The sequence below is a fragment of the Paracoccus lutimaris genome, from assembly GCF_003337565.1.
Taxonomy (GTDB): Bacteria; Pseudomonadota; Alphaproteobacteria; order Rhodobacterales; family Rhodobacteraceae; genus Paracoccus; species Paracoccus lutimaris.
In genome coordinates, this window is record NZ_QPJL01000024.1 from 34,439 (window position 1) to 55,006 (window position 20,568).

18 protein-coding genes are annotated in these 20,568 nt (G+C 66.6%); 7 read left to right on the plus strand and 11 right to left on the minus strand.

Annotated features, from left to right (window positions below):
- The first annotated feature begins 1 nt into the window (after position 1).
- Positions 2–925: an FAD:protein FMN transferase gene (locus DFP89_RS16470; protein ID WP_114350481.1), complete on the plus strand. Its 924-nt coding sequence runs from the start codon at positions 2–4 to the stop codon at positions 923–925.
- Here DFP89_RS16470 and DFP89_RS16475 read toward each other — a convergent pair.
- The 9 genes from DFP89_RS16475 to DFP89_RS16515 form a co-directional block, all read right to left on the minus strand.
- Positions 922–2,040 (minus strand): ABC transporter permease, encoded by a 1,119-nt coding sequence (locus DFP89_RS16475; protein ID WP_114350482.1) that lies wholly within the window; start codon positions 2,038–2,040, stop codon positions 922–924. The two genes, DFP89_RS16470 and DFP89_RS16475, sit on opposite strands and share 4 nt — an antisense overlap.
- Positions 2,037–2,936 carry an ABC transporter ATP-binding protein gene (locus DFP89_RS16480; RefSeq protein ID WP_114350483.1) on the minus strand — a complete coding sequence of 300 codons (900 nt, stop codon included), beginning with the start codon at positions 2,934–2,936 and terminating at the stop codon, positions 2,037–2,039. The genes DFP89_RS16475 and DFP89_RS16480 overlap by 4 nt, the downstream gene beginning before the upstream one ends.
- Complete coding sequence (locus DFP89_RS16485; RefSeq protein ID WP_114350484.1) at positions 2,933–3,877, minus strand: HlyD family secretion protein; 945 nt, start codon at positions 3,875–3,877, stop codon at positions 2,933–2,935. Before DFP89_RS16485 ends, DFP89_RS16480 begins: the two co-directional genes overlap by 4 nt.
- On the minus strand, positions 3,874–4,509 hold the full coding sequence (locus DFP89_RS16490) for a CerR family C-terminal domain-containing protein (RefSeq protein ID WP_114350485.1): 636 nt from the start codon (positions 4,507–4,509) through the stop codon (positions 3,874–3,876). Before DFP89_RS16490 ends, DFP89_RS16485 begins: the two co-directional genes overlap by 4 nt.
- 153 nt (positions 4,510–4,662) lie before the next feature.
- Positions 4,663–6,414, minus strand: a complete 1,752-nt coding sequence (locus tag DFP89_RS16495; protein ID WP_114350486.1) for a PHA/PHB synthase family protein — start codon at positions 6,412–6,414, stop codon at positions 4,663–4,665.
- A gap of 207 nt (positions 6,415–6,621) precedes the next feature.
- Entirely contained in the window at positions 6,622–7,857 is a 1,236-nt protein-coding gene (locus DFP89_RS16500; protein WP_181870369.1) for a glycosyltransferase family protein, read from the minus strand.
- Positions 7,854–8,768, minus strand: a complete 915-nt coding sequence (locus DFP89_RS16505) for a glycosyltransferase family 2 protein (RefSeq protein ID WP_114350487.1) — start codon at positions 8,766–8,768, stop codon at positions 7,854–7,856. The genes DFP89_RS16500 and DFP89_RS16505 overlap by 4 nt, the downstream gene beginning before the upstream one ends.
- Positions 8,765–9,811, minus strand: coding sequence for a glycosyltransferase family 2 protein (locus DFP89_RS16510; protein ID WP_114350488.1), 1,047 nt, complete (start codon positions 9,809–9,811; stop codon positions 8,765–8,767). The genes DFP89_RS16505 and DFP89_RS16510 overlap by 4 nt, the downstream gene beginning before the upstream one ends.
- Positions 9,808–11,205, minus strand: a complete 1,398-nt coding sequence (locus DFP89_RS16515) for a lipopolysaccharide biosynthesis protein (RefSeq protein WP_147273334.1) — start codon at positions 11,203–11,205, stop codon at positions 9,808–9,810. Before DFP89_RS16515 ends, DFP89_RS16510 begins: the two co-directional genes overlap by 4 nt.
- Before the next feature lie 74 nt (positions 11,206–11,279).
- On the opposite strand from DFP89_RS16515, the gene DFP89_RS20385 reads away from it, so the two are divergent.
- Positions 11,280–11,444, plus strand: a complete 165-nt coding sequence (locus DFP89_RS20385; protein ID WP_181870370.1) for a hypothetical protein — start codon at positions 11,280–11,282, stop codon at positions 11,442–11,444.
- A 7-nt stretch (positions 11,445–11,451) separates the two neighbouring features.
- Here DFP89_RS20385 and DFP89_RS16520 read toward each other — a convergent pair whose 3' ends face one another.
- Entirely contained in the window at positions 11,452–12,171 is a 720-nt protein-coding gene (locus DFP89_RS16520) for a sugar transferase (protein ID WP_114350490.1), read from the minus strand.
- A 550-nt stretch (positions 12,172–12,721) separates the two neighbouring features.
- On the opposite strand from DFP89_RS16520, the gene DFP89_RS16525 reads away from it, so the two are divergent.
- The 5 genes from DFP89_RS16525 to DFP89_RS16545 all read left to right on the plus strand — a co-directional run bounded on the left by DFP89_RS16525 (position 12,722) and on the right by DFP89_RS16545 (position 19,896).
- On the plus strand, positions 12,722–13,393 hold the full coding sequence (locus DFP89_RS16525) for a PIG-L deacetylase family protein (protein ID WP_181870371.1): 672 nt from the start codon (positions 12,722–12,724) through the stop codon (positions 13,391–13,393).
- A gap of 143 nt (positions 13,394–13,536) precedes the next feature.
- The gene (locus DFP89_RS16530; RefSeq protein ID WP_114350492.1) at positions 13,537–14,832 is read left to right on the plus strand and encodes an O-antigen ligase family protein; all 1,296 of its coding nucleotides are present in this window, start codon (positions 13,537–13,539) and stop codon (positions 14,830–14,832) included.
- Positions 14,833–14,983: 151 nt separating this feature from the next.
- Positions 14,984–17,185: a GumC family protein gene (locus DFP89_RS16535; protein WP_114350493.1), complete on the plus strand. Its 2,202-nt coding sequence runs from the start codon at positions 14,984–14,986 to the stop codon at positions 17,183–17,185.
- Positions 17,186–17,308: 123 nt separating this feature from the next.
- The gene (locus DFP89_RS16540) at positions 17,309–17,851 is read left to right on the plus strand and encodes an RNA polymerase sigma factor (protein WP_114350498.1); all 543 of its coding nucleotides are present in this window, start codon (positions 17,309–17,311) and stop codon (positions 17,849–17,851) included.
- Between the two features lie 101 nt (positions 17,852–17,952).
- Positions 17,953–19,896: a vWA domain-containing protein gene (locus DFP89_RS16545; protein WP_425452671.1), complete on the plus strand. Its 1,944-nt coding sequence runs from the start codon at positions 17,953–17,955 to the stop codon at positions 19,894–19,896.
- A gap of 68 nt (positions 19,897–19,964) precedes the next feature.
- Here DFP89_RS16545 and DFP89_RS16550 read toward each other — a convergent pair whose 3' ends face one another.
- The gene (locus DFP89_RS16550; protein ID WP_114350495.1) at positions 19,965–20,456 is read right to left on the minus strand and encodes a YcxB family protein; all 492 of its coding nucleotides are present in this window, start codon (positions 20,454–20,456) and stop codon (positions 19,965–19,967) included.
- Positions 20,457–20,568 lie beyond the last annotated feature (112 nt).

The window sequence follows — 20,568 nt, forward strand, 5'->3', positions numbered from 1 at the left end:
CATGAAACGCCGCCGCTTCCTGACCATCACCGCCGGGCTTTTGGCCGCCTCCGCCACCGGGATTTCCGCCGCGATCTCTGCCGCGCCGATGCAGGAATGGCGGGGGATTGCGCTGGGGGCCTCGGCCCGGATCGCGCTGGCCCATCCCGATGCCGCCCGCCTGATCGACGCCGCGCGCGCCGAAATCGTGCGGCTTGAGCGGGTCTTCAGCCTTTATCGCGCCGATAGCGAGTTGATGCGGCTGAACGCGAGCGGGCGGCTTGAGGCGCCCTCGCTGGATCTGGTCACCTGTCTTGGCCTATGCGACCGCATGCATCAGGCGACAAAGGGCGCATTCGATCCCAGCGTGCAGCCGCTTTGGGACCTGCATGCCCGCGCCGCAAGCGAAGGCCGCCTGCCCCAACCCGGGGAAATCGCCACGGCGCGGGCGCGCATCGGCTGGCAGGGGCTGCGCCTTGACAGCGCGCGGATCGAGATGCGCCCCGGCATGGCGCTGACGCTGAACGGCGTCGCGCAGGGCTTTATCGCCGACCGGGTGGCGGCGCTGCTGCGCGGCCATGGCGTCGAAAACGTGCTGATCGACACGGGCGAGATCGCCGCCCTGGGCCAGGGCCCTGACGGCAAGGCATGGCCGGTGACGATCCGCGACGGCAGGGAACTGGCGCTGCGCGACCGGGCGCTGGCGACCTCGGCCCCCTTGGGCACGGTGCTGGATGCGGCGGGGACCGTGGGCCATATCTTTGACCCGGCAAGCGGCCGCCCGGCTGGCGGGCAATGGCGGCAGATTTCGGTCTCGGCGCGATCGGCGGCGGTGGCGGATGCGCTGTCGACCGCCGCCTGCCTGATGCCCGACCGCGCCGCCATCGAGGCCGCCTGTCAGGCCGCCGGGGACGCGCGGCTGGAACAGGCGCTCGCGGCCGCCTAGTCCAGCGTCTGCCGGAAGCGGCTTAGCGCCAGCGCACCAAAGATCAGCACGAACACGGCCAGCGCCGCGATGGGCTGGGCGACATCGGCATGGTTGGCCCCCTTCAGCATGACGCCCCGGATCAGGCGCAGGAAATGCGTCAGCGGGAAACATTCGCCCAGCATCTGCGCCCAGCCGGGCATGCCCCGGAACGGGAACATGAAGCCCGACAGCATCAGCGACGGCAGGAAAAAGAAAAATGCCAGCTGCATCGCCTGCATCTGCGTGCGCGCCATCGTCGAGATCAGATAGCCAAGGATGACCATCGACAGCACAAAGGCAAAGATCCCGCCGGCCAGCAGCCCGAAACTGCCGACAAAGGGCACCCCGAACAATCCCCGCGCCACCAAGAGCACCACCGCCACCTGCACCGCGCCCACGCACATATAGGGGATGATCTTGCCCAGCATGATCTCAAGCGGCGTGGCGGGCATGGCCAGCAGGTTCTCCATCGTCCCGCGTTCGCTTTCACGGGTCAGCGCCATCGAGGTCATCATCACCAGGATCATCTGCAAGATGACGCCCATCAGGCCGGGGATGATGTTGTATTGGGTGATCCCCTCGGGGTTATAGCGGCGGTGGACGACGATATTGACCGGCGCGGGGATGGCATCGCGGCCGATCTCGCGGCTCAGTGCGCCCTCGGCCACCTTGCCCAAGGTCGAGATCGCCCCAGAGGCCACCGAGGGATCGGTGGCGTCGGCCTCGATCAGGATCTGGGGATTGTCGCCCCGCTCGACCCGCTGGCCGAAATCCGACGGGATGGTGACGACAAAGGCCACCTCACCCCGGGCGATCAGGCTGTCGGCCTCGGCCGCCGAGGCGGTGGTATGGGTGAAATCGTAATATCCCGTCAACTCCAGCGCCGAGACCATGGCCCGGGTGAAGCGGTCCTGCGTCGGTGCGACCAGCGCGGCGGGCAGATGCTTGGGGTAGTTGTTGATCGCATAGCCGAACAGCAAAAGCTGCATCAGGGGCACGCCCAGCATCATCGCGAAGGTGACGCGGTCGCGCCGCATCTGGATGATTTCCTTGGACAGCAGCGCCCGCAACCGGCGCAGGGAAAACCAGCTCATGTCATATTATCCTGACTTTGCTCCATCAGGCGGATGAAGACATCCTCAAGGCTGGTCTCCGAGGGTTGCCATGCCACACCCGCCTCGCGCAGCGCCGCCTCAAGCGCGGCGGGGTCGGTGCCGGTCACATGCAGCGTGGTGCCGAAGGGCGCGACCTGATCGACGCCCGGCGCACCGGCAAGCTGGCGCGCAACCAGTCCGGGGCGGTCGGTTTCGACCGTATAGGTCGCAAGCCCCGCGTCCCGGATCACCTGCCCGACCGTGCCATGCGCGACCAGCCGGCCATAGGCGATATAGTTGATGCGGTGGCAGCGCTCGGCCTCGTCCATGTAATGGGTGCTGACCAGAACCGTCAGGCCACGGGCGGAAAGCTCATGGATCTCGTCCCAGAATTCGCGGCGCGCCTTGGGGTCCACGCCCGCCGTCGGCTCATCCAGCATCAGAAGCTGGGGCTTGTGCATGATGCAGGCCGCCAGCGCCAGCCGCTGTTTCCAGCCGCCCGACAGGCTGCCCGCAAGCTGGTCGCGGCGCGAGGTCAGGCCCAGATCCTCCAGCGTGTCGCGCACCGCATCGGGCGGCAGCCCGTAAAGCCCGGCGACGAAGTTCAGGTTCTCGCGGATCGACAGGTCCTCGTAGAACGAGAATTTCTGCGTCATGTAGCCGACCTGCAGCTTGATCTGGCGCTGCTCGCGCAGGATGTCATGGCCAAGGACGCGGCCATGGCCGGCATCGGGGGTCAAAAGCCCGCACATCATGCGGATGCAGGTGGTCTTGCCCGAACCGTTCGGTCCCAGAAAGCCCGCGATCTCGCCCTTTTCGACCGTCAGCGAGACGTCATCGACGACCTTGCGGGTGCCAAAGCTTTTGGTCAGGCCCTGGACCTCGATCACGTTCATCGCGCCAGATCCACATCGACGATCTGGCCCGGCTTCAGCCTTGTGGCCCCGGCGTCGGGCCGGGCTTCGATCAGATAGACAAGCTTCTGGCGGTTTTGCAGCGAATAGATGACTGGCGGGGTGAACTCGGGCGCGTCCGAGACATAGGTGACGGTCGCCGTCGCCTGCGCGCAGCCGTCGCAATTGACATGCAGGACCGAGCCGGGCGCGATCAAGGCCACCTCTGCCTCGGGGACGTAAAGGCGCAGCTTGACCGCCCCATCGGGCAGATAGGACAGGACCGGGGCCGAAGGACCGGCCAACTCGCCCGGACGGCGGATCACGTCAAAGATCGCGCCCGGCGCAGGCACGGTCAGGCGGCGCTGGGTCAGTTGCCATGCGGCGCCGTCGCGGGCGGCGCGGGCCTGAGCCACGCCGGCGCGGGCGGCCTCGATTTCCTGCGCGCGGGCCGGCAGGCGGGCCACGGAAAGCTGCGCCTCTGCCTCGGCCACGCGGGCCCGGGCGATTTCATCCGAGGTGCGGGCCTGATCCAGCTGCGTCTGCGAGCTGACATTGCGCGCCCGCAGGCTTTCCTGACGCGCGACTTCCTTGGCCGCCTCATCCGCTTGCGCGCGGGCCGAGGCAAGCGTCGCCTCAAGCACGTTGATTTCCTCGGGGCGGCGGCCTTCCTGCAGGTTGGCAAGCTGGTTTTCGGCCTCGGCCAGACCGGCCTCGGATTGCGCCAGGGCGATCTGCGCGTCCTGCGTTTCCATGATCGCGACGACCTGCCCCGCCGCCACGCGGTCGCCGCGCCCGACCGGAACCTCCAGCAACTGCGCCGAGGCCAGAGGCGCGATCAGCACATATTCGCCCTCGACATAGCCGGTGGCAAAGGGCGGCGGCGCCGCGCAACCCGAAAACAGCGCCGAGATCAGCGGGATGGCACAGACAAGGCCGATCATTTTTCAGCTCGCAATATGGCGTGAAGATTGGCCGAAAGGCGGTCGGCGATGGCGCGGCTTTCGGCCTCGCCATATTGTGGCCATTCCATCCGGCGGCAGACGATGGGCTGGCCGATGCGGAAATAGATCGCCTGCCCCATCAGGGAAAATGCCAGCAGCCGGATGCTCTGGCTGTCCGGGTCGCCCCCGGTCACCATGGCGATCAGGCGGCACAGTTCGCGGTGCTTGTGGCGAAAGAAGCTCTCGTAGATCAGCGCCAGTCCCGGCCCGTCCTCGGCCATTTCGCGCAGCATGAAGCCGACGATGTCGGCGGCCTGCGGCGCCTGCGTCAGAAAGCCGACCAGCGCGCGCAGCATGGTGTCCAGCCAACCGAGCGCCTCGTCCGGGGGCATCTGCGGCGGCTCGGCCGGGGCGCCGGCCACGGCGGTGATGCGGCGCAGGACCTCCTCGGCGCAGGCCATACGCAGCCCGTCCTTGCCGCCGAAGTGATAGGCGATCGAGGCGACATTGGTGCCGGCCCGCGCCGCCAGCGCGCGGGTCGAGGTCGCGGCAAAGCCGTCATGGCCGAACAGATGAAGGCCGGCGGCGATCAGGTCGGCACGGGTGCCGGAGGGGGAGGAATCATCTAGCATGACCTAATTCAATCAAACGATTGATTGAATTTCAAGCCAGGAATGAATAACCTATCCCTCCCAGCCCGCAGAGGGGCCGGAAGCCTTTGAGAATGAAGCTGATTATCCCGGGCAGGCGGCGGCGTGCGCCCCTGCCCGGCTTGGATCAAGGGCCTAGTCAGCCTTTACATAGCTGCCGGGGGCAGGCTCGATCGGGGTCAGACCGCCCTTGTCGGGATCATAGGCGGGCACTTTTTTCGCCGGGCTGTTGCTTTCGATCCAGCCCGCCCAATGCGGCCACCATGAACCTTCGTGCTTTTCGGCCTCGGCCAGCCAGCCATTCGGATCGGCAGGATAGGTGTCGCCGGTCCAGAAGCCGTATTTCTGCCGCTTGCCCGGCGGGTTGATGACCCCGGCGATATGGCCCGAGCCGCCCAGAACAAAAGTCGTCTTGCCGCCCAGAAGCCCCGTGGTCGGATAGATCGAGCGCCACGGCGCGATGTGATCCTCCTTGGTGGCCAGCACATAGAAGGGAATGTCGATCTTGCTGATATCGATGGGCACGCCGTCCATGGTCAGGTGGCCGGGCTTGCGCAAGCCGTTCTCGATATAGATCTTTTCCAGATACCACAGCAGCATGGCGGCGGGCAGCCGGGTGCTGTCGCCGTTCCAGTAAAGCAGATCGAAGGCCGGCGGCTTGCGGCCCATCAGGTAGTTCATGACGTGGAAAGACCAGATCAGGTCGTTCTCACGGATCATCGAGAACATGTCCTGCAGGTGGTGGTTTTCCAGATAGCCCTTTTCGGCCATGTGGTTGCGCAGCACCTCAAGCCGGTCGCGGTCGATGAAGACGCCGATCTCGCCCACATCGGTGAAATCGACCATCGTCGCCAGTGTGGTCGCGGTCTTGATTCGCTTGTCCTTTTTCACCGCCATATAGGCCAGCGTCGCGGTCACGAGGATGCCGCCGATGCAGAAGCCAAGGATGTCGAATTCGTTCTGGCCGGTCGCGGTCTCCATCGCGTCCAGCGCCGCCAGCGGACCCAGCCGCATATAGTCCTGAAAGCTCAGCTCGGCATGTTGCTGGGTCGGGTTCACCCATGAGATCAGGAAGACGCTGTGGCCCTGTTCCAGCATATAGCGGACCATGCTGTTGTCGGGCTTCATGTCGAAGATATAGTATTTGTTGATCCATGGCGGCACGAAGAGCAGCGGCCGCTTGAACTGGGTCTCGGTCAGGGGCCGGTAATGGATAAGCTGCATCAGCTGGTTCTGATAGACCACCTCACCGGGCGTGGTCGCCAGATCGCGCCCGACCTCGAAGGCGTCGCGGTCGGTCATGTTGATGTCCAGCCGGCCGTCGCCGCGTTCCAGATCGTCCAGAAGATTGCGGAACCCGTCCAGCAGGCTGCGGCCCTCGGTCTCAAGGAAGCGGTCGCGGGCCACCGGGTTCAGCGCCAGATAGTTGGCCGGCGCCAGCGCGCTCAGCAACTGCCGGGTGTAGAAACTGACGCGCAGGCTGTCCTTGTCGCCCTCGGGCAGCGCGCCGATCAGGCGCTCGGCGGCGTTCTCGACCGCAAGATGCAGGTCGCGCAAGCCGCGGCTGACGGGATCCGCGCTCCAGCGGCCATCGCGGAAACGCCGGTCGCCGCTGTCCTCGCCGCCATTCGACCACGCCTTCAGCCAGGCCTTGGCGCTGTCGCTCCACAGGCCCATCTGGAACTGCGCGAGCGCAAAGGGGTCGCTCGCCAGTTGCATCCCGGCGCGGGCATAGGCCTGCGCGATGGTGCCGGCATCCAGAACCGAGAATTCCTGCCCCGTCGCCTTGGCCATCGCATTCGCGCTGCTGCGCTGAGCAAGATTCTGCGCCCGCTTCATCAGATCGACAAATTCGGTCGTCTGTTCCGCGATCCTTGTCTGGTCCATCACGTCCCCCTTTTGTTTTCCTGCCAGGGCGCGCAGACAGCCCTGACCGCAGCGCACCGGTCAGACTAAGCCCCGTCGCCCCGGCGACGGACGCCAGCCAGCAACGATGGAATCATTTGCCCTTCAGACCTTTCGCAACCTAGCACCACGCGCCGCCGGGCGCGATAGAGGCGTTTTACGCCCCTCCGGTCCCTGCAAAAGCGGCGCTCAGCCCGCCACTTGGCGCGCCTCGCCCGGCAAAAGCGGGCCGCGCCCCGCCAGTCGGGACAAGGCGGGTGCAAGAATGGGCAGCACGTCCCGCGCGTCCTGAACGAAATCGCATTCGGGCCGCGCCAGCAGCGCGCCGCGCTGGCGTGCCAGCTGCGCGGGGGTCAGGCGGTCCAGCAGCGCCGCCAGATGATCCGGCGCCGGCCGCGCGATGGTCCAGCCGAGGCCATCCGAGGCGATGCGCGCGCCGGTCTGCGTATCCGCAAGCCCGACCGAGGGACAACCGCACCAGCTTGCCTCGTAGATGCGGTTGGGCAGCAGCCAGTCGGAATTGGTCCCGCGCTGCCACATGTCCTGTGCCCAGACCAGATCGCAGCCGGCATAGGCCTGCGCCAGCCCCTGAGGATAGGCATAGGGGCCGGTCCATTCGACATTGCCGCGCGCCGCCAGCGCCTCGTGAAAGCCCGACAGGCTGTGTTCGTGCAGCGCGCCGGAAATGCGCACCCGCAGCCGGTCGCCCATCAGGTCGGCGGTGCGCATCAGCAACTCGACCGAGGCCTGACAGCGGATCGAGCCGACCAGACCGATGGTCAGCGGCGCGTCCGCCGGCCGCTCGGCAGGGGTCGGACGCGCCGGCCGCAGCCCCGGCTCCAGACCCAGCCACAGCTTGTTCTCGACCAGCGCGGTCGGGCCAATATAGTCCTGCACGGGCGCGAAATAGTTCTGCACAAAGCCCGGGGACGACACCACCAGCAGCGCCGATTGCGACAGCACATGCCGTTCCGCGCGCCGCATGACGCCGCCGACGCGGTCCGGGCGGGTCATCAGGTCGTGGATATCCAGACATTCATAGACCAGCGGCGCGGCCGACCGTCCCGCGCGCAAGGCGGCCAGCCGCCGCGCTGCCAGCGCGATCAGCGCCAGATCCAGATTGCGCGCCAGCACCATCTGCGCATCGGCCAGCTGCCGCCAGCCGCGCATGGCCCGGCCGACCGCCGACACCGCCCCCAGCGCGCGGCCGCGAATATCCTTGTGGCGCACCAGCCCCAGATCGACATTGTGCCATTCCGGGGTGAAATCCGCGCCGCCCTCGCGCCGCTGGCAGAAGGACGTGACCTTGCAACCCAGCGCGATCAGCGAGCGGATGCGGCGGATCTGGGCGGCCTCGGCGATGTCGAAGCCAAAGACCGCCACCGGCAGCCCGTCAACCGGGACCTCGGGCTGACCGCCGCTCATACCGGGTCGCGCCCGTAAAGCTGCGGCGCCGGGCGATCCAGCAGACCTGCGCAGACGCCCTTGTGCAATTGCCCGCGCAAAAGCCAGAAATTGCGCCGCGTCTCGTTCCCCGCGCGCAGCACCTGCATGACCCGGCAATAGCCGAATTTTGCGGCGGCGGTGACGAACAGCCAAGCCCGCTGCGGCCCGGTCTGCGCGGTGACGACATGGGTCTGGCCCATGCGATAGCGGCGCACGGCCAGCCATTCCAGCGTCTGGCGCGTTGCCGGCACCGGCTCTGTCACCACCGCGCGGGGCGCGGCGATCAGCCGGACACCCATGCCCGACAGACGCAGGAAGAACTCGGTATCCTCGCCGCCGGTCACGCCACGCGACAGGTCATAGCGCTGGTCGCTCCAGCCGGTGCCATGCCAGCGCAGCGCGACATTGCCGCTGTTGCCGGTACGCAGCCAGCCGGTGCCGAACGTCTCGGGATGGCTGGAATGCAGATCCAGCGCGCTGACCCAGGCCGGCGCATCCTCGGGATAGAGCGCCTGAACCGTTCCGAAACCACCATCCGCGCCGGCATGGATCACCGCATCCATCAGCTCGGTCAGCCAGTCCGGCGCGACGGTTTCGTCATCATCCAGACTGACGATCCAGTCCACCTGCCGCGCCGAGGCGGCATCCAGGCAGGCATTGCGCGCCAGCGAGATATTGCGCGCCGGCGCGTGGATGTAATGGCAGGGAAAGGGCAGCGATCCAGCGGCATGGGCCACCACCGCGCGGGCGCTGTCGGTATCGTCATTGTCGGCGATGACCAGCCGCAGATCGACATCGGGGGGCAAGTTCACCCGCCCGATCGCCTCGATCGCCTCGCCCACCATGGGGCGGCGAAAGGTACACATCAGAATATCGATCCGCATCGTCATGTCTCGTTGTCCTTGCACAATCCGCTCAGGAAACCTGCCCCCCAGGGCAGATGCATCGCCGCCAGCGCCGCCCCGGCCCAAAGCCCGCAAGGGCTGCGGTGGCGCACCATCATCCAGATCGAGGCGACGGCCAGCACGGCCAGATACAGGGCCGGCCAAAGCCCGCCCAATGCGACAAGCCCGGCGCTTCCGGCCAACCCGCCGACCGCCGCAAGCCCGCCGCCAGCCAGCAGCAACAGCAGGTTCACGGCTGGCGCGATCTGGCGCAGCCTGGGCCGCAGCGCATGCTTGCGCACCGTGCGCGCCCGCCCCCGGCCATAATTCCAGTACTGCCGCGCCAGCGACCTGACCGAGGGCCGCATGTGGTAATCAAGCCGCAGATCCGCGGCCAGCCAGATCCGCCCGCCCGCCGCGCGCAGGCGATGGTCCAGTTCGGCATCCTCATTGTGGCTGAAGCGCGGGTCATAGCCGCCGATCCGGCGAAACCATGCCAGATCCATTGCCGCGTGATGGCCGTGATCGACCTCGCCCGAGCGGCGCCCGCCGCGATGCGCCGAACCGCCAGATCCCAGCGGAGTATCGACAATCCAGGCGGCGGCGCGCTGGAAACAGCCCTCGCCCCGCGAATCCATCGGCACCACGACCGAGGCGACCTCAAGCCCGACCAGCCGGTCCGCCAGCGCCATCGCATAGCCGGGCGGATAGATCGCATGCGCATCGGCGCGCACAAGAACGCGGTGATGGCCGCGCGCGGCCTCGGCCACGGCACGGTTGATGCCGGCCGATTGCAGCCGGTCGGGATTGTCGATCAGCCGCAGGCGCGGAAACTCGGCGCCAAGCGCGGCCACGATCGCTCGCGTCGCGTCGCGGCTGCCGCCATCGGCGACGATCACCTCGGCCTGCGCCAGGCGGGCATCGCCAGCCAGCAATGAACGCAGGCAGGCCTCGATTCCCCGCGCCTCGTTCAGGGCCGGGACGACGATCAGAACCTCATGGCCGGACACGGATGCCGGGGCCTCGATCACGGGCAGATGCAGGGTCATGCCGCCACCCCGGCCTTGCCCGGTTCGTGGCGCAGGTGGCGCAGGCTGGTCAGCGTGACATCGATGCCCAGCCGCTTATAGCTGTAAAGCGCCATCAAAGCCTGACCGGCCGTGCAGCCGGCGACCGATCCCAGCGCGGCGCCGGCAAGCCCGCCCAACGCGCTGCCACCGGCCACGGCCAGCAGCGTCACCACCGCGCCGATCATGTTGGCGGCAAAATCCTCGCGTCCCAGACCGCAGGTGGACAGGATCACCGAGCCGGGCCCGAACAGGATGGTCAGCCCCGGGATCAGGGTCAGGATCAGCAGCGCCGGCCAGGCCGCCTGATAGCCGGTGCCGAACCAGCCAAGCGCCCAATAGCCAAAGCACCCCACCAGCGCCATGCCCAGCGCGAACCCCGCCAGCTTGATCGCCCCCGACACCGCCAGGAACCGGTCCCGCGCCAGGATCTCGCCACCGGTCAGTGCCCGTGACAGCCGCTGGCTGAAGGCGACATCCACCGCCGAGACGCCAAAATTCATGATGTTGATGATCGACAGCGCTACCGCGAAAAGACTGACATCCGCCGGCGTCAACGCAAGACCCGCCGCCGCGATCAGCACCGCCTTGCGGAACTCGATCATCAGTGCGCCGGGCGCCAGCCACAGGCCCAGCACGATCCATTCCCGCCCGGCCGAACTGTCGCCGCGAAGCCCGGCAAAAGGCGCGAAGCTGTCGCGCAGCAGCCGGTTCTGGATCACCACGGTCAGCGCCTCGGACAGTGCGTAAAGCGCCACCACATGCCAAGGTTGCAAGCGCAGCCCGGCCAGGGCCGCCAGCCCAAGCCCGCAGGTCAGCACCACCGGACCGGTCAGCATGCGCGGAAGGATGCCCTTGCGCATTACGCCAAGCGCGGTCGCGTGCCGGCCGGTAATGCGCGCCATCGCGGCCATGACCATGGCGGCGGTCACCGACAGCGTCAGCATGACCGAACCGGGACCGGACTGAAGGCTCTGCCAGAGCCAGGCCGCCAGCGCGACCGGCGGCAAGGCCAGCAACAGGATGCGGCGGTTGAAGCGGATGAAGCCCGCCGCCACCTCAAGGCGGCCATCGCGCATCGCGGGCACCAGCACCCGCATCGAGACCGCCTCGACATTCAGCGTCAAAAACATCGAGGCGATCTGCGCCACAGCGATGCCGGCAAAGGCGATGCCCGACATGTCCGGCGTCATCAGCCGCACCATCAGCACCGTCCAGGCCAGCACCAGAAGGTTCGTGCCGACCCGCGCCCCGATCAGCAGCAGCGAATCGATCAGGCCCGCCGCATGCTCGCCCGCCATGGCGCGCCGTATCCGCGATGGCCGGCGGCCATCCGCGCCAGCCTGCGGCATAGGTGTCGTGTCAGAAATCGTCATCGCGAGGTCCGATAAATGCTGATAATTTTCAATACCGACTGGCACTTCGGCGAAAATCATAGTGATATGCGGCCATGCCAGTCGGTGCTTTGATTCTGGGCCTGATCGTCGGCGTTCTTGCCGGCGCTTGCGCGTATTTCCTTTTCGGTGCCGGTGCGCTGCCGACACTGCTTGTCGTCGTGCTGACGGCAAACCTGACCGCGTTTCTGAGCAGCCTCTGGGGCAGCTTCAGAAAATAGCGCCAGGTCACTTTCCAGTGGCGCCCAGCACGACCCTGACCGTCTGCAGCAGAATCGCCAGATCTCCCCGGGCGCTGAACTCGCGCGCATAGGTCGAATCAAGGGCGACGCGGCTGGCATAGCTGATGTCATTGCGGCCGCTGACCTGCCATTTTCCGGTCAGGCCCGGACGCAAGGCCAGATAGCTGGCGCTGTCCACGCCATATCGCTGCAGCTCGGCCCGCGTCACCGGGCGCGGTCCCACCAGGCTCATCTCGCCGCGCAGGACGTTTACCAGTTGCGGCAACTCGTCCAGGCTGCTGCGGCGCAGGAAATGGCCGACCGGAGTGATGCGCGGATCATTGTCCAGCTTGTGGTCGGCCTGCCATTGGCGCCGTGCCTCGGGGTCGCGCTCAAGCAGCTCCTGCAGACGCGCCTCGGCATCGGGCACCATGGTGCGGAACTTGCGGCAGGCGAAGGCCGTGCCGCCCTGACCGACCCGCTGATGCCCGAACATGACCGGCCCGCGCTGCGACAGCATCAGCAGCGAGATCACCAGAATCAGCGGCGAAAACACCAGCAGCAGGACCAGCGCCCCGACAATGTCGAGCATCCTTTTGCCGCGCGTGGCGTAGAAGTCGCGGCGGACCGGGCGCGGCCCGAAATCCTGCGATCGCCCGACCAGCCCATGCGGGGCAAGATCGCGATAGGTCGGGGTATCCTGCACTTTTTTCAACACGTCGAACATAATCTCGCCAATTCCAACACAGATACACTTTACGCGATATCCCGGCCCGTGATTCACCCGCAAATTGACGGTGGGACAACGCGCCCCCTGTTAATCTCCACACGCACCCTGTCAATCAATGGCACGCGCCAAGCTTAAATATGAGCGGATTCATGCTTAACCCCCCTTGAAGACCGCCCGAAATTCACTTCAATGCAAAACATGAATGCAGATGTAAAAAAGGCTGTTCGACCAGGGCAGCCTCATTAATTATTCAGTAATAACAGTTGTTTACAATTAAATATTAGCGAATCAATTCGCGTTAAAGTAGAAGTTTATATCAGTCACCAAGGCATCAATAACCACACATAAGACATAAAATATTCAATGAATTCGTGGGCATTTGCGCAAATCTGACCCAATCGGTTCATTTACCAAACCGTTCAGTATAATGATCCATCCCAGCAATAACTCGGGGTATGGACAAGGCATGCTTAATCTGTCTTTGGGTCTCTCCGGCGCGCGAAGAAAGCGAATGTTATTCGCAGCAACGACAATACGGATAACTGCCATGACACTCATTGACCGGCCTCAGGAACAGACTGCCATGACGGTCTTTGCCCATCCCGACGACGCCGAACTGTCCTGTTTCGGGCTGCTCTCGAAGCTGCGGCGACAGGGATGGCGGGTCATTCTGGTCATCGTGACCCGGGGTGAGAACGGCGCAAACTGCGCCGCCTGGCGCCGGGTCGGAGAGGCGACCGCCGCCGCGCGCCATATCGATGCCGAGATCGTCTTCGGCGATTTTCAGGATGGCTATGTCACCCGCTCCGCCGAACTGGTCAGCTGGATGGAGGAACTGCTTGACGAATATCGGCCGCAACTGGTCATCAGCCATTTCGCCGGCGAAACCAGCACGGCCCATCAGGACCATGTCGCTGTCGCCGCGGCCGTGCGCATCGCCGCAAGGCGGGCCAGATGGTACCCGACCCTGCTGCTGGCCGAGGGCATCGACAATGATTCGACCTTCCAGCCGAACTGGTTCGTCGACATCACCGACGAGCACGCGACCAAGATGGCGGTCATCCGCCTGCATGCCTCGCAGCGCGAGAAATACTACATGCAGGAGGATTATCTTGAGACCCGGGCAAGGAAGTGGTCGCTGAACTTCCCCAACCCGCCCGACGATCCGCACCGGAAAGGCTACTGGGAAGCCTTTGTGCTGGTCCAGCATGCAAGCTGATTTCCCATGACCGCCTTCCTTCCACCGCAAGAGACCGCGCCTGTCGATGCCCTGCGATCCGCGATTCTGGTCGATTTCGGCCGCTCGGTCGCGGACTGGCGGCCGCGTCGCTTGCGGAACATGACCGGTACGGAGCCTCGCCGATGGTCGATCTAGGCGCCTCTCCGCACGGGCCGGCCGCGCATGACCTGCCGAAATGGCGCGCGCATCAGCAGAAAGCCTTCTGGCTGGGCATCGACCTCATGCTGGGGCTTCTGGTGCTGGCGGGCGCGGGCGATCTGCCCAATCGCTGGGGCGTTGCCAAGTTTGTCTGGCTGCTGGCCTATCTGCTGACGGCGTTGCGCATCATGGCGGTCTGGCCGGCCTATTTCCGGCTTCTGGGCCGCAACTGGCCCTATCTTCTGTATCCGGCCGTCTGCGCCATGTCGGTGGTCTGGTCGGTGTCGCGACCGGTGACCGCGGTCGGCGGCGCGCAGCTGATCATGACCGCGCTGATGGCCAGCTATCTGGGCTGGCGCTTTGCCCCGCGCAAGCTGGTGCTGATCCTGTTCGCGACCACGCTGGGCGGCGCCACTGCCTCGGCTCTGAACCTGGCGACGGGGGTCTTTCAGCCCGTCTTCAGCGATGTCGGCGGGCTGCTGGGCATCTATACCAACAAGAACATGCTGGGACATTACTCGCTGGTCGCGATGCTGATCGCGCTCAGCCTGATCCTCAGCACGCCGGGCGAGATGCCGCGCCTTGCGCGGGCGATCGCGGTTCCGGCGCTGGTGCTTTGCGCCGCCATGGTGATCCTGTCGAAATCCATGACCGCCGTGGTGCTGATGCCCTGCTATTGCGGGCTGATCCTGCTTTTGAACCGCGACCGGCTGCCAGCCGCGATGCGGCATTTCACCCTGATGGCCATGGTTGCGCTGATCGCGCTGGCGCCGATGATCCTGACCATCGCCGGGATCGACCCGATGGCCGCGCTGTTCGCCGCCACCGGCAAGGACGCCACCCTGACCGGGCGGACCGACCTTTGGTCCATCGGCGCGCATATGATCGGGCAAAGCCCGATCAGCGGCTATGGCTTTGGCGCATTCTGGGTCAATGAACGCTTTGCCCCGCAGCATTTCGAAGTGCTTCGTGCCGGTTCTTCGGCACCGTCCTTTCACAATTTCCTGGCCGATGTCGGCATCGGCACCGGGCTGATCGGCATCGCCGCGATCCTGATTCTGGTCCTGACCACGCTCAGGCGCGCATTTCGCCGCTGGCGGGCCAGCGGCTCGGCCATGTCGGTCTGCTGGCTGGTGCTGTCGATCCTGCCGATCAATGTCGCACTGGGCGAGCCGTTCCTGTATCGTCAGCACGAATTCATGCTCAGCTGGGTGATCATGCTGGGCGTGAGCCTGGGCGAATGGCGCAGCCCATCGCGCATCCCGGGGGGCACCGCATGACGCCCCGCCTTTCCCGCCCTTCCCCGACACCGCCATGGCTGCGCCGCATGATTGCCGCCCGGCCCCGCAAGTCTGAACACGAACTGCCCGGAAATGTTCCGGCGCCGGCTTTCCCGCCGGTTGCCGGTCTGCCGGGACCGGAGACCCCGACATGATCCAAACCGGCAAGAAACACTGGCGCAGCGAAGACGCCCCCCGCGAAGCGGTGCCCGAGGTCGATCTGGCCAGCACCATCCGCGCCGCCCGCGCGGGCCTCAGACGGCAATGGCGGCTGATCGCGGGCCTGACGCTGGCGCTGACCGCGCTGGCGATGGTCTATGCCTATTTCGCAAAGCCGACCTATACCGCCCGGGCCGAGGTGGTGGTCGATCCGCGCATCTCGAACTCGCCCTCGGGGCCCGAGGCGCCGACGCTTCTGCTGTCGGACGCGCTGGTCGTGGACAGCGAGCTGAAGGTCCTGTCCTCGCGCGAGGTGACGATGCGCTCGGCCGAGGACATGGGTCTGTTCGACCCCTCGACCGAAGCCGCCGAGGAACCCGGCCCGCTGAGCGCGCTGCTCGACATGCTGCGCGCGGCACTGTCGCCACGCAGCGAAAAGCCGGTGCTTGACGCCGAGGATGCCGAGGCCAGCCGGCGCGAGATCATCCGCCGCAAGATGATGGAAGATTTCGACATTTCCCGCGACGGCGGCACCTATGTCATCTCGATCGCCTTTACCTCGCCCGACCCGGTCTTTGCGATGAAGGCGGTGAACACGCTGATCGACGCCTATTTCGACGTCTCGTCGGATGCGGCGCTGTCGGACACCCGGCGTATCGCCAGCTGGCTGGACCAAAGCGTCGAGAAACTGGCCGACGAGGTGCAGGCCGCCGACCGCGCCGTGGCCGATTACCGGCGCGAGAACAACCTGTTCACCATGCGCGATTCGGTCCTGCCCTCCGAGGCGGAACTCTCCAGCGCGACGGACCGGCTGATCAGCCTGCGCTCGCAGCTGATCGAGATCGAGAACCGCCAGGACAAGATCGAGGGCATCGTCGATTCCGGCTCGGCCGGGGCGCTGATGGACGGCACGCTGGGCGGCGAGGTCGCCAGCCCCGCGCTGCGTGACTTCCAGACCCGCTATGCGAGGCTGATCTCGGAACAGCATGAGCTGGTGCGGCGCTGGGGCTCCTCCAGCGATCTGGTGGCGCGCAACCAGCAGGACCAGCAGCAATTGCGCGAGGTGATCCTGGACGAGGCCCGTCAGATCGCCGGGCGCATGAACACCCAGATCGAGGCCGTCCGCCGCGAGATCACCGCCACCGAGGCCCAGGTCGAGGAGCTGCGCGCCCGCGCCAGCGCGGATGCCGAGAAATCCATCCGCCTGCGCGAGCTTGAGCGCGACGCCGAGGCCAAGCGCAGCCAATACGGCTCGATGCTGCAGCAGATGATCTCGGCCGCGCAGCGCGAAAGCTTCCAGCGCGCGCCGGCCCGCGTCATTGCCCGCGCCGTGCCCCCCGATCAGGTCGCCTCGCCCAAGACCAAGCGCCTGCTGGTGCTGACGGTCTTTGCCGGGCTGGTTCTGGGCACTGGCATCGCCTTCCTGCGCGAGATGACCGACGACCGGCTGCGTCGCGTGACCGAGCTGCGCGACGGGCTGGGCCTGCGCGCCTTTGGCTTGGTGCCCGGCGTTTCGGCGGCGCGCAAGCCCGTGTCCAAGCCGGGCAGCTTCCTGATGCCGCCGCCTGCGACCAACAGCGCCGCCCGGGGCAGCCTGCGCAGCATCATCGCCCAGATGCAGCGCATCCACCCCGAGAACGGCGCCCTGATCAGCGGGCTGGCGGCCGCCTCGCGCAGCTCGGGCGTGGCGCAGCTGTCGGGCTGGCTTGCCAGCAGCGTGGCCGGCTCTGGCGAACGGGTGCTGGTGCTGGACCTGACGGGCGACGCCGCCGCGCTGGCCGCGCTGACGCCGGCGGGCACCGCGCCGCAATATCTGGATATCGGCGCCCCGCCGCTGGATGAACTTGCGCGCCTGCAAGCCACGGCCCGCCCCGGCCAGCCGCTTGTTGCTGGTCTGCCCAAGGGCACCGATATCCTGGCCGCGACCCAGCAGCGCAATCTGGAGGCCTGCCTTGGCGCGCTGCGCCCGCAGCTGGACCTGATCCTGCTGATCCTGCCCGAACTCGCCGAACGCCCCGAGGTCGAGATCGCCGCAGGCTTCGCCGATTGCTCGCTGCTGGTGCTGCGCTGGGGCGAGGCTTCGGTCAACGAGGTGACGGAGCTTCTGGGCAGTTCCTCGACGCTGGCGCCGCGACTTTTCGGCGCGGTCTTCACCGCCGAGACCAGCCGCGGCTTTTCCCGCTACAACGCCTGAGATGAGACACGAAGGGGGGCGCGCGTCGCCCCCCTTTTTCCATCCCCTCTTGCGGGGGATGAAAAAATTCGGACTGCTGGCCAAGGATCGGGCGTGCGGATGCGTCCCAGTCTTGTGATGCTGATGGATACGCCCGACGACACGCTTGCCCATGAGGCCGCGCATGGCAGCCGCAACGCCTTTGCGGCGCTGCTTGCGCGTCATTACGACCGCCTGCACGGGCTGTGCTGGCGGCTGACCGGCGACCGGGCCGAGGCCGAGGACCTGACACAGGACATCTGCGCAAGCCTGCCCACCCGCCTGAAAGGCTGGCGGGCCGAGGCGCGCTTCACCACCTGGCTTTACCGCGTCGCCGTGAATGCCGCCCATGACCGCCGCCGCCGCGCCGCCACCCATGCCCGCGCGGCCTCGGGCTGGGGGGCATGGGAAATCAACCGTCAGGCCGAACTGGCCGAGGGCGCCGCCCTTCAGGACTGGCTGTCCGCCGCCATGTCCCGCCTGCCGGAAGATTTGCGCGACACGCTGGCCCTGACATTGGACGAGGGCCTGACCCAGGCCGAGACCGCCGCCATCCTCGGCATTCCCGAGGGCACCGTGGCATGGCGCATGTCCGAGACCCGCAAACGCCTCCGCGCGCTGGCGCAAGAGGAGGAGAGCACGCCATGACCCGCGACCCGCAAGACCCGCTTGAGCGCCTGGCACAAGCGCTGCGCGACGGCACACCCGCCCCCGATCCGGTCGCGCGCGAGCGTGCCCTGGCGCGGGCGATGGAAAATTTCGACGCGCTGCACCAAGAAAATCCCGCCACCGCGCGTCCCAATCAGGACCGCCCGAAACAGCGGGCGGATTTCCTGAGTGGAGTTCGTACCATGCTTGCCCATCTGACCAGCCGCCCCGCCCTTGCCGCCACCACCTCGGTCGCGGCGCTGTGCCTTGGCCTGTTTGTCATCCTGCCGGTTGAACAGAACCGTCCCGGCCCGACCCTTGATCCGATTGCGACCCCCGCCCCCGATCCGATTGCGACCCCCGCCCCCGGCCCAGCCCCCGCGGCATCGGTCGAACTGGATCCGGGGGAGCCAGCAATCACTCCGGTCCCCGCCACGCCCGAACCCGCCCCCGCGCCTCAGATCGCGGCGACCGAGCCGGCCGAGGCGCAGTTCATTACGGCGGATGCGGCCAGCAATGCCGTGGCGCCGGCACAGACCCGGGTCGCCAGGACACAGGAATCGGCAGCTGCATCCCCCGCGCAGGCCGGCAAGGCCAAGCTGCGGGCCGAGTTCGCGCCCAAGGCGATGCCCCTGCGCCAACCCGACACCGAAGCCTTTGCGAATGCCGATCAGAACCCGGTAAAGGTGACGACGGAAACACCGGTCTCGACCTTCTCGGCCGATGTGGACACGGCATCATATGCGGTCATCCGCTCGTCGCTGATGGCCGGCACCCTGCCCCCGGCCGAGGCCGTCCGCATCGAGGAAATGGTGAACTATTTCCCCTATGCCTATCCCGCGCCCGATGCGGATGAGGTCCCGTTCCGCGCCGCGGTCGATGTGATGCCGACGCCCTGGAACAAGGACACGCGGCTGGTGCGCATCGGCCTGCAGGGCCGGATGCCCGCGATCGCGGACCGCCCGCCGCTGAACCTTGTCTTTCTGATCGACACTTCCGGCTCGATGGAGGAACAGGACAAACTGCCGCTGCTCAAGCAATCGCTGCGGCTGACGCTGGACCAGCTTCGCCCCGAGGATCAGGTCGCCATCGTCACCTATGCCGGTTCCGCCGGCGAGGTGCTGGCCCCCACCCCGGCCAGCGACAAGGACAAGATTTCGGCGGCGCTGGACCGGCTTGCGGCCGGTGGCGCGACCGCCGGGGCCGAGGGGCTGGAGCTGGCCTATCGCACCGCCGCCGCCATGGCCGGTCAGGGCGAGGTCTCGCGCATCCTTCTGGCCACGGATGGCGATTTCAATGTCGGCATCGCCGATCCGGCGGAGCTGACGGATTACATCGCCCGCAAGCGCGACCAGGGCACCTATCTGTCGGTGCTGGGCTTCGGGCGCGGCAATCTGGATGACGCGACCATGCAGGCGCTGGCCCAGAACGGCAATGGGCAGGCCGCCTATATCGACACCCTGCAAGAGGCCCGCAAGGTGCTGGTCGACCAGCTTTCGGGCGCGCTGTTCCCGATTGCCGGCGACGTCAAGATCCAGGTCGAATGGAACCCGGCCGAGGTCGCCGAATACCGGCTGATCGGTTATGAGACCCGGGCGCTGGCGCGCGAGGATTTCAGCAATGACAAGATCGATGCGGGCGAAATCGGCGCTGGCCATAGCGCGACCGCGCTTTACGAGATCACCGCGCCCGGCAGCCCGGCGCTGCGCAATCAGCCGCTGCGCTATGCCGCCCCTGCCGCGGTCACAGGGACGGGCAACGAGCTTGGCCACCTGCGCCTGCGCTACAAGCTGCCGGGCGAGGCGACTTCGGCCCTGATCGAGACCCCGATCCTTGCCGGACAGGGCGGCAATGATGCCGACGCCCGCTTTGCCGCCGCCATTGCCGGCTTCGGCCAGCTGCTGTCAGGCGACAAATATCTGGGCGACTGGGGCTGGGATCAGGCCATCGCGCTGGCCAGCGACAGCCGGGGCGAGGATGCCTTTGGCTATCGCAGCGAGGCGGTCGGCCTGATGCGGCTGGCCAAGGCACTGGCAGGGCAATAATCCCGGCCGGCTGCGGCGCCCACCCCGGTGCCGCAGCCATGTCCGCCGGCGTCGATCAGCCGCATCGATCAGCGGCCCAGATGGCGCCGGATCGTGGCCAGATCGGTTTCGGTCAGGACTCGGCGGGGCAGCGGCAGCATCAGGTTGGGCGCCAGATACAGCAGGCAGATGCGGCTGTTTTCGGCCCGGCCGATCAGGTCGGCCCAGCGATACTGCCAGTTGCCGCGATCACTGTGATAGCGCAGGCCGGCATCATCGACTTCGAACGAGACCGGCTCGCGCAGCATCGGCTGCTGTCTCCAGGCGGTCAGGACCATGATCGTGGCGAGTATCCGGGGCATGGCCCAGTCCAGCACCGCCAGCAGCAGCAGCCCGACCCCGATCAGCACCGCAAGAACCCAATAGGCACCCGGATCGCCAAAGCGGTCGCGCTGCAACCAGTTGGAAGCAGACAGAAAAAGCAGCAGCCACACCCACAGGAATCGGCGGAAGCGGCGCCGGGAATGCAGGCTCTGGGCGGCGAAATACTCCGCGCGGGTCAATTGAAACTCAACGGCCATCTGCACCCCTCAGTGTAAAAAAGGCCGCCCCTTGGGGCGGCCCTTTCCATCGTGATATCCGTTGCCGGATCATCCGATGTGATCGCTTCGCAAGCCTTGGCTTACTTGATGA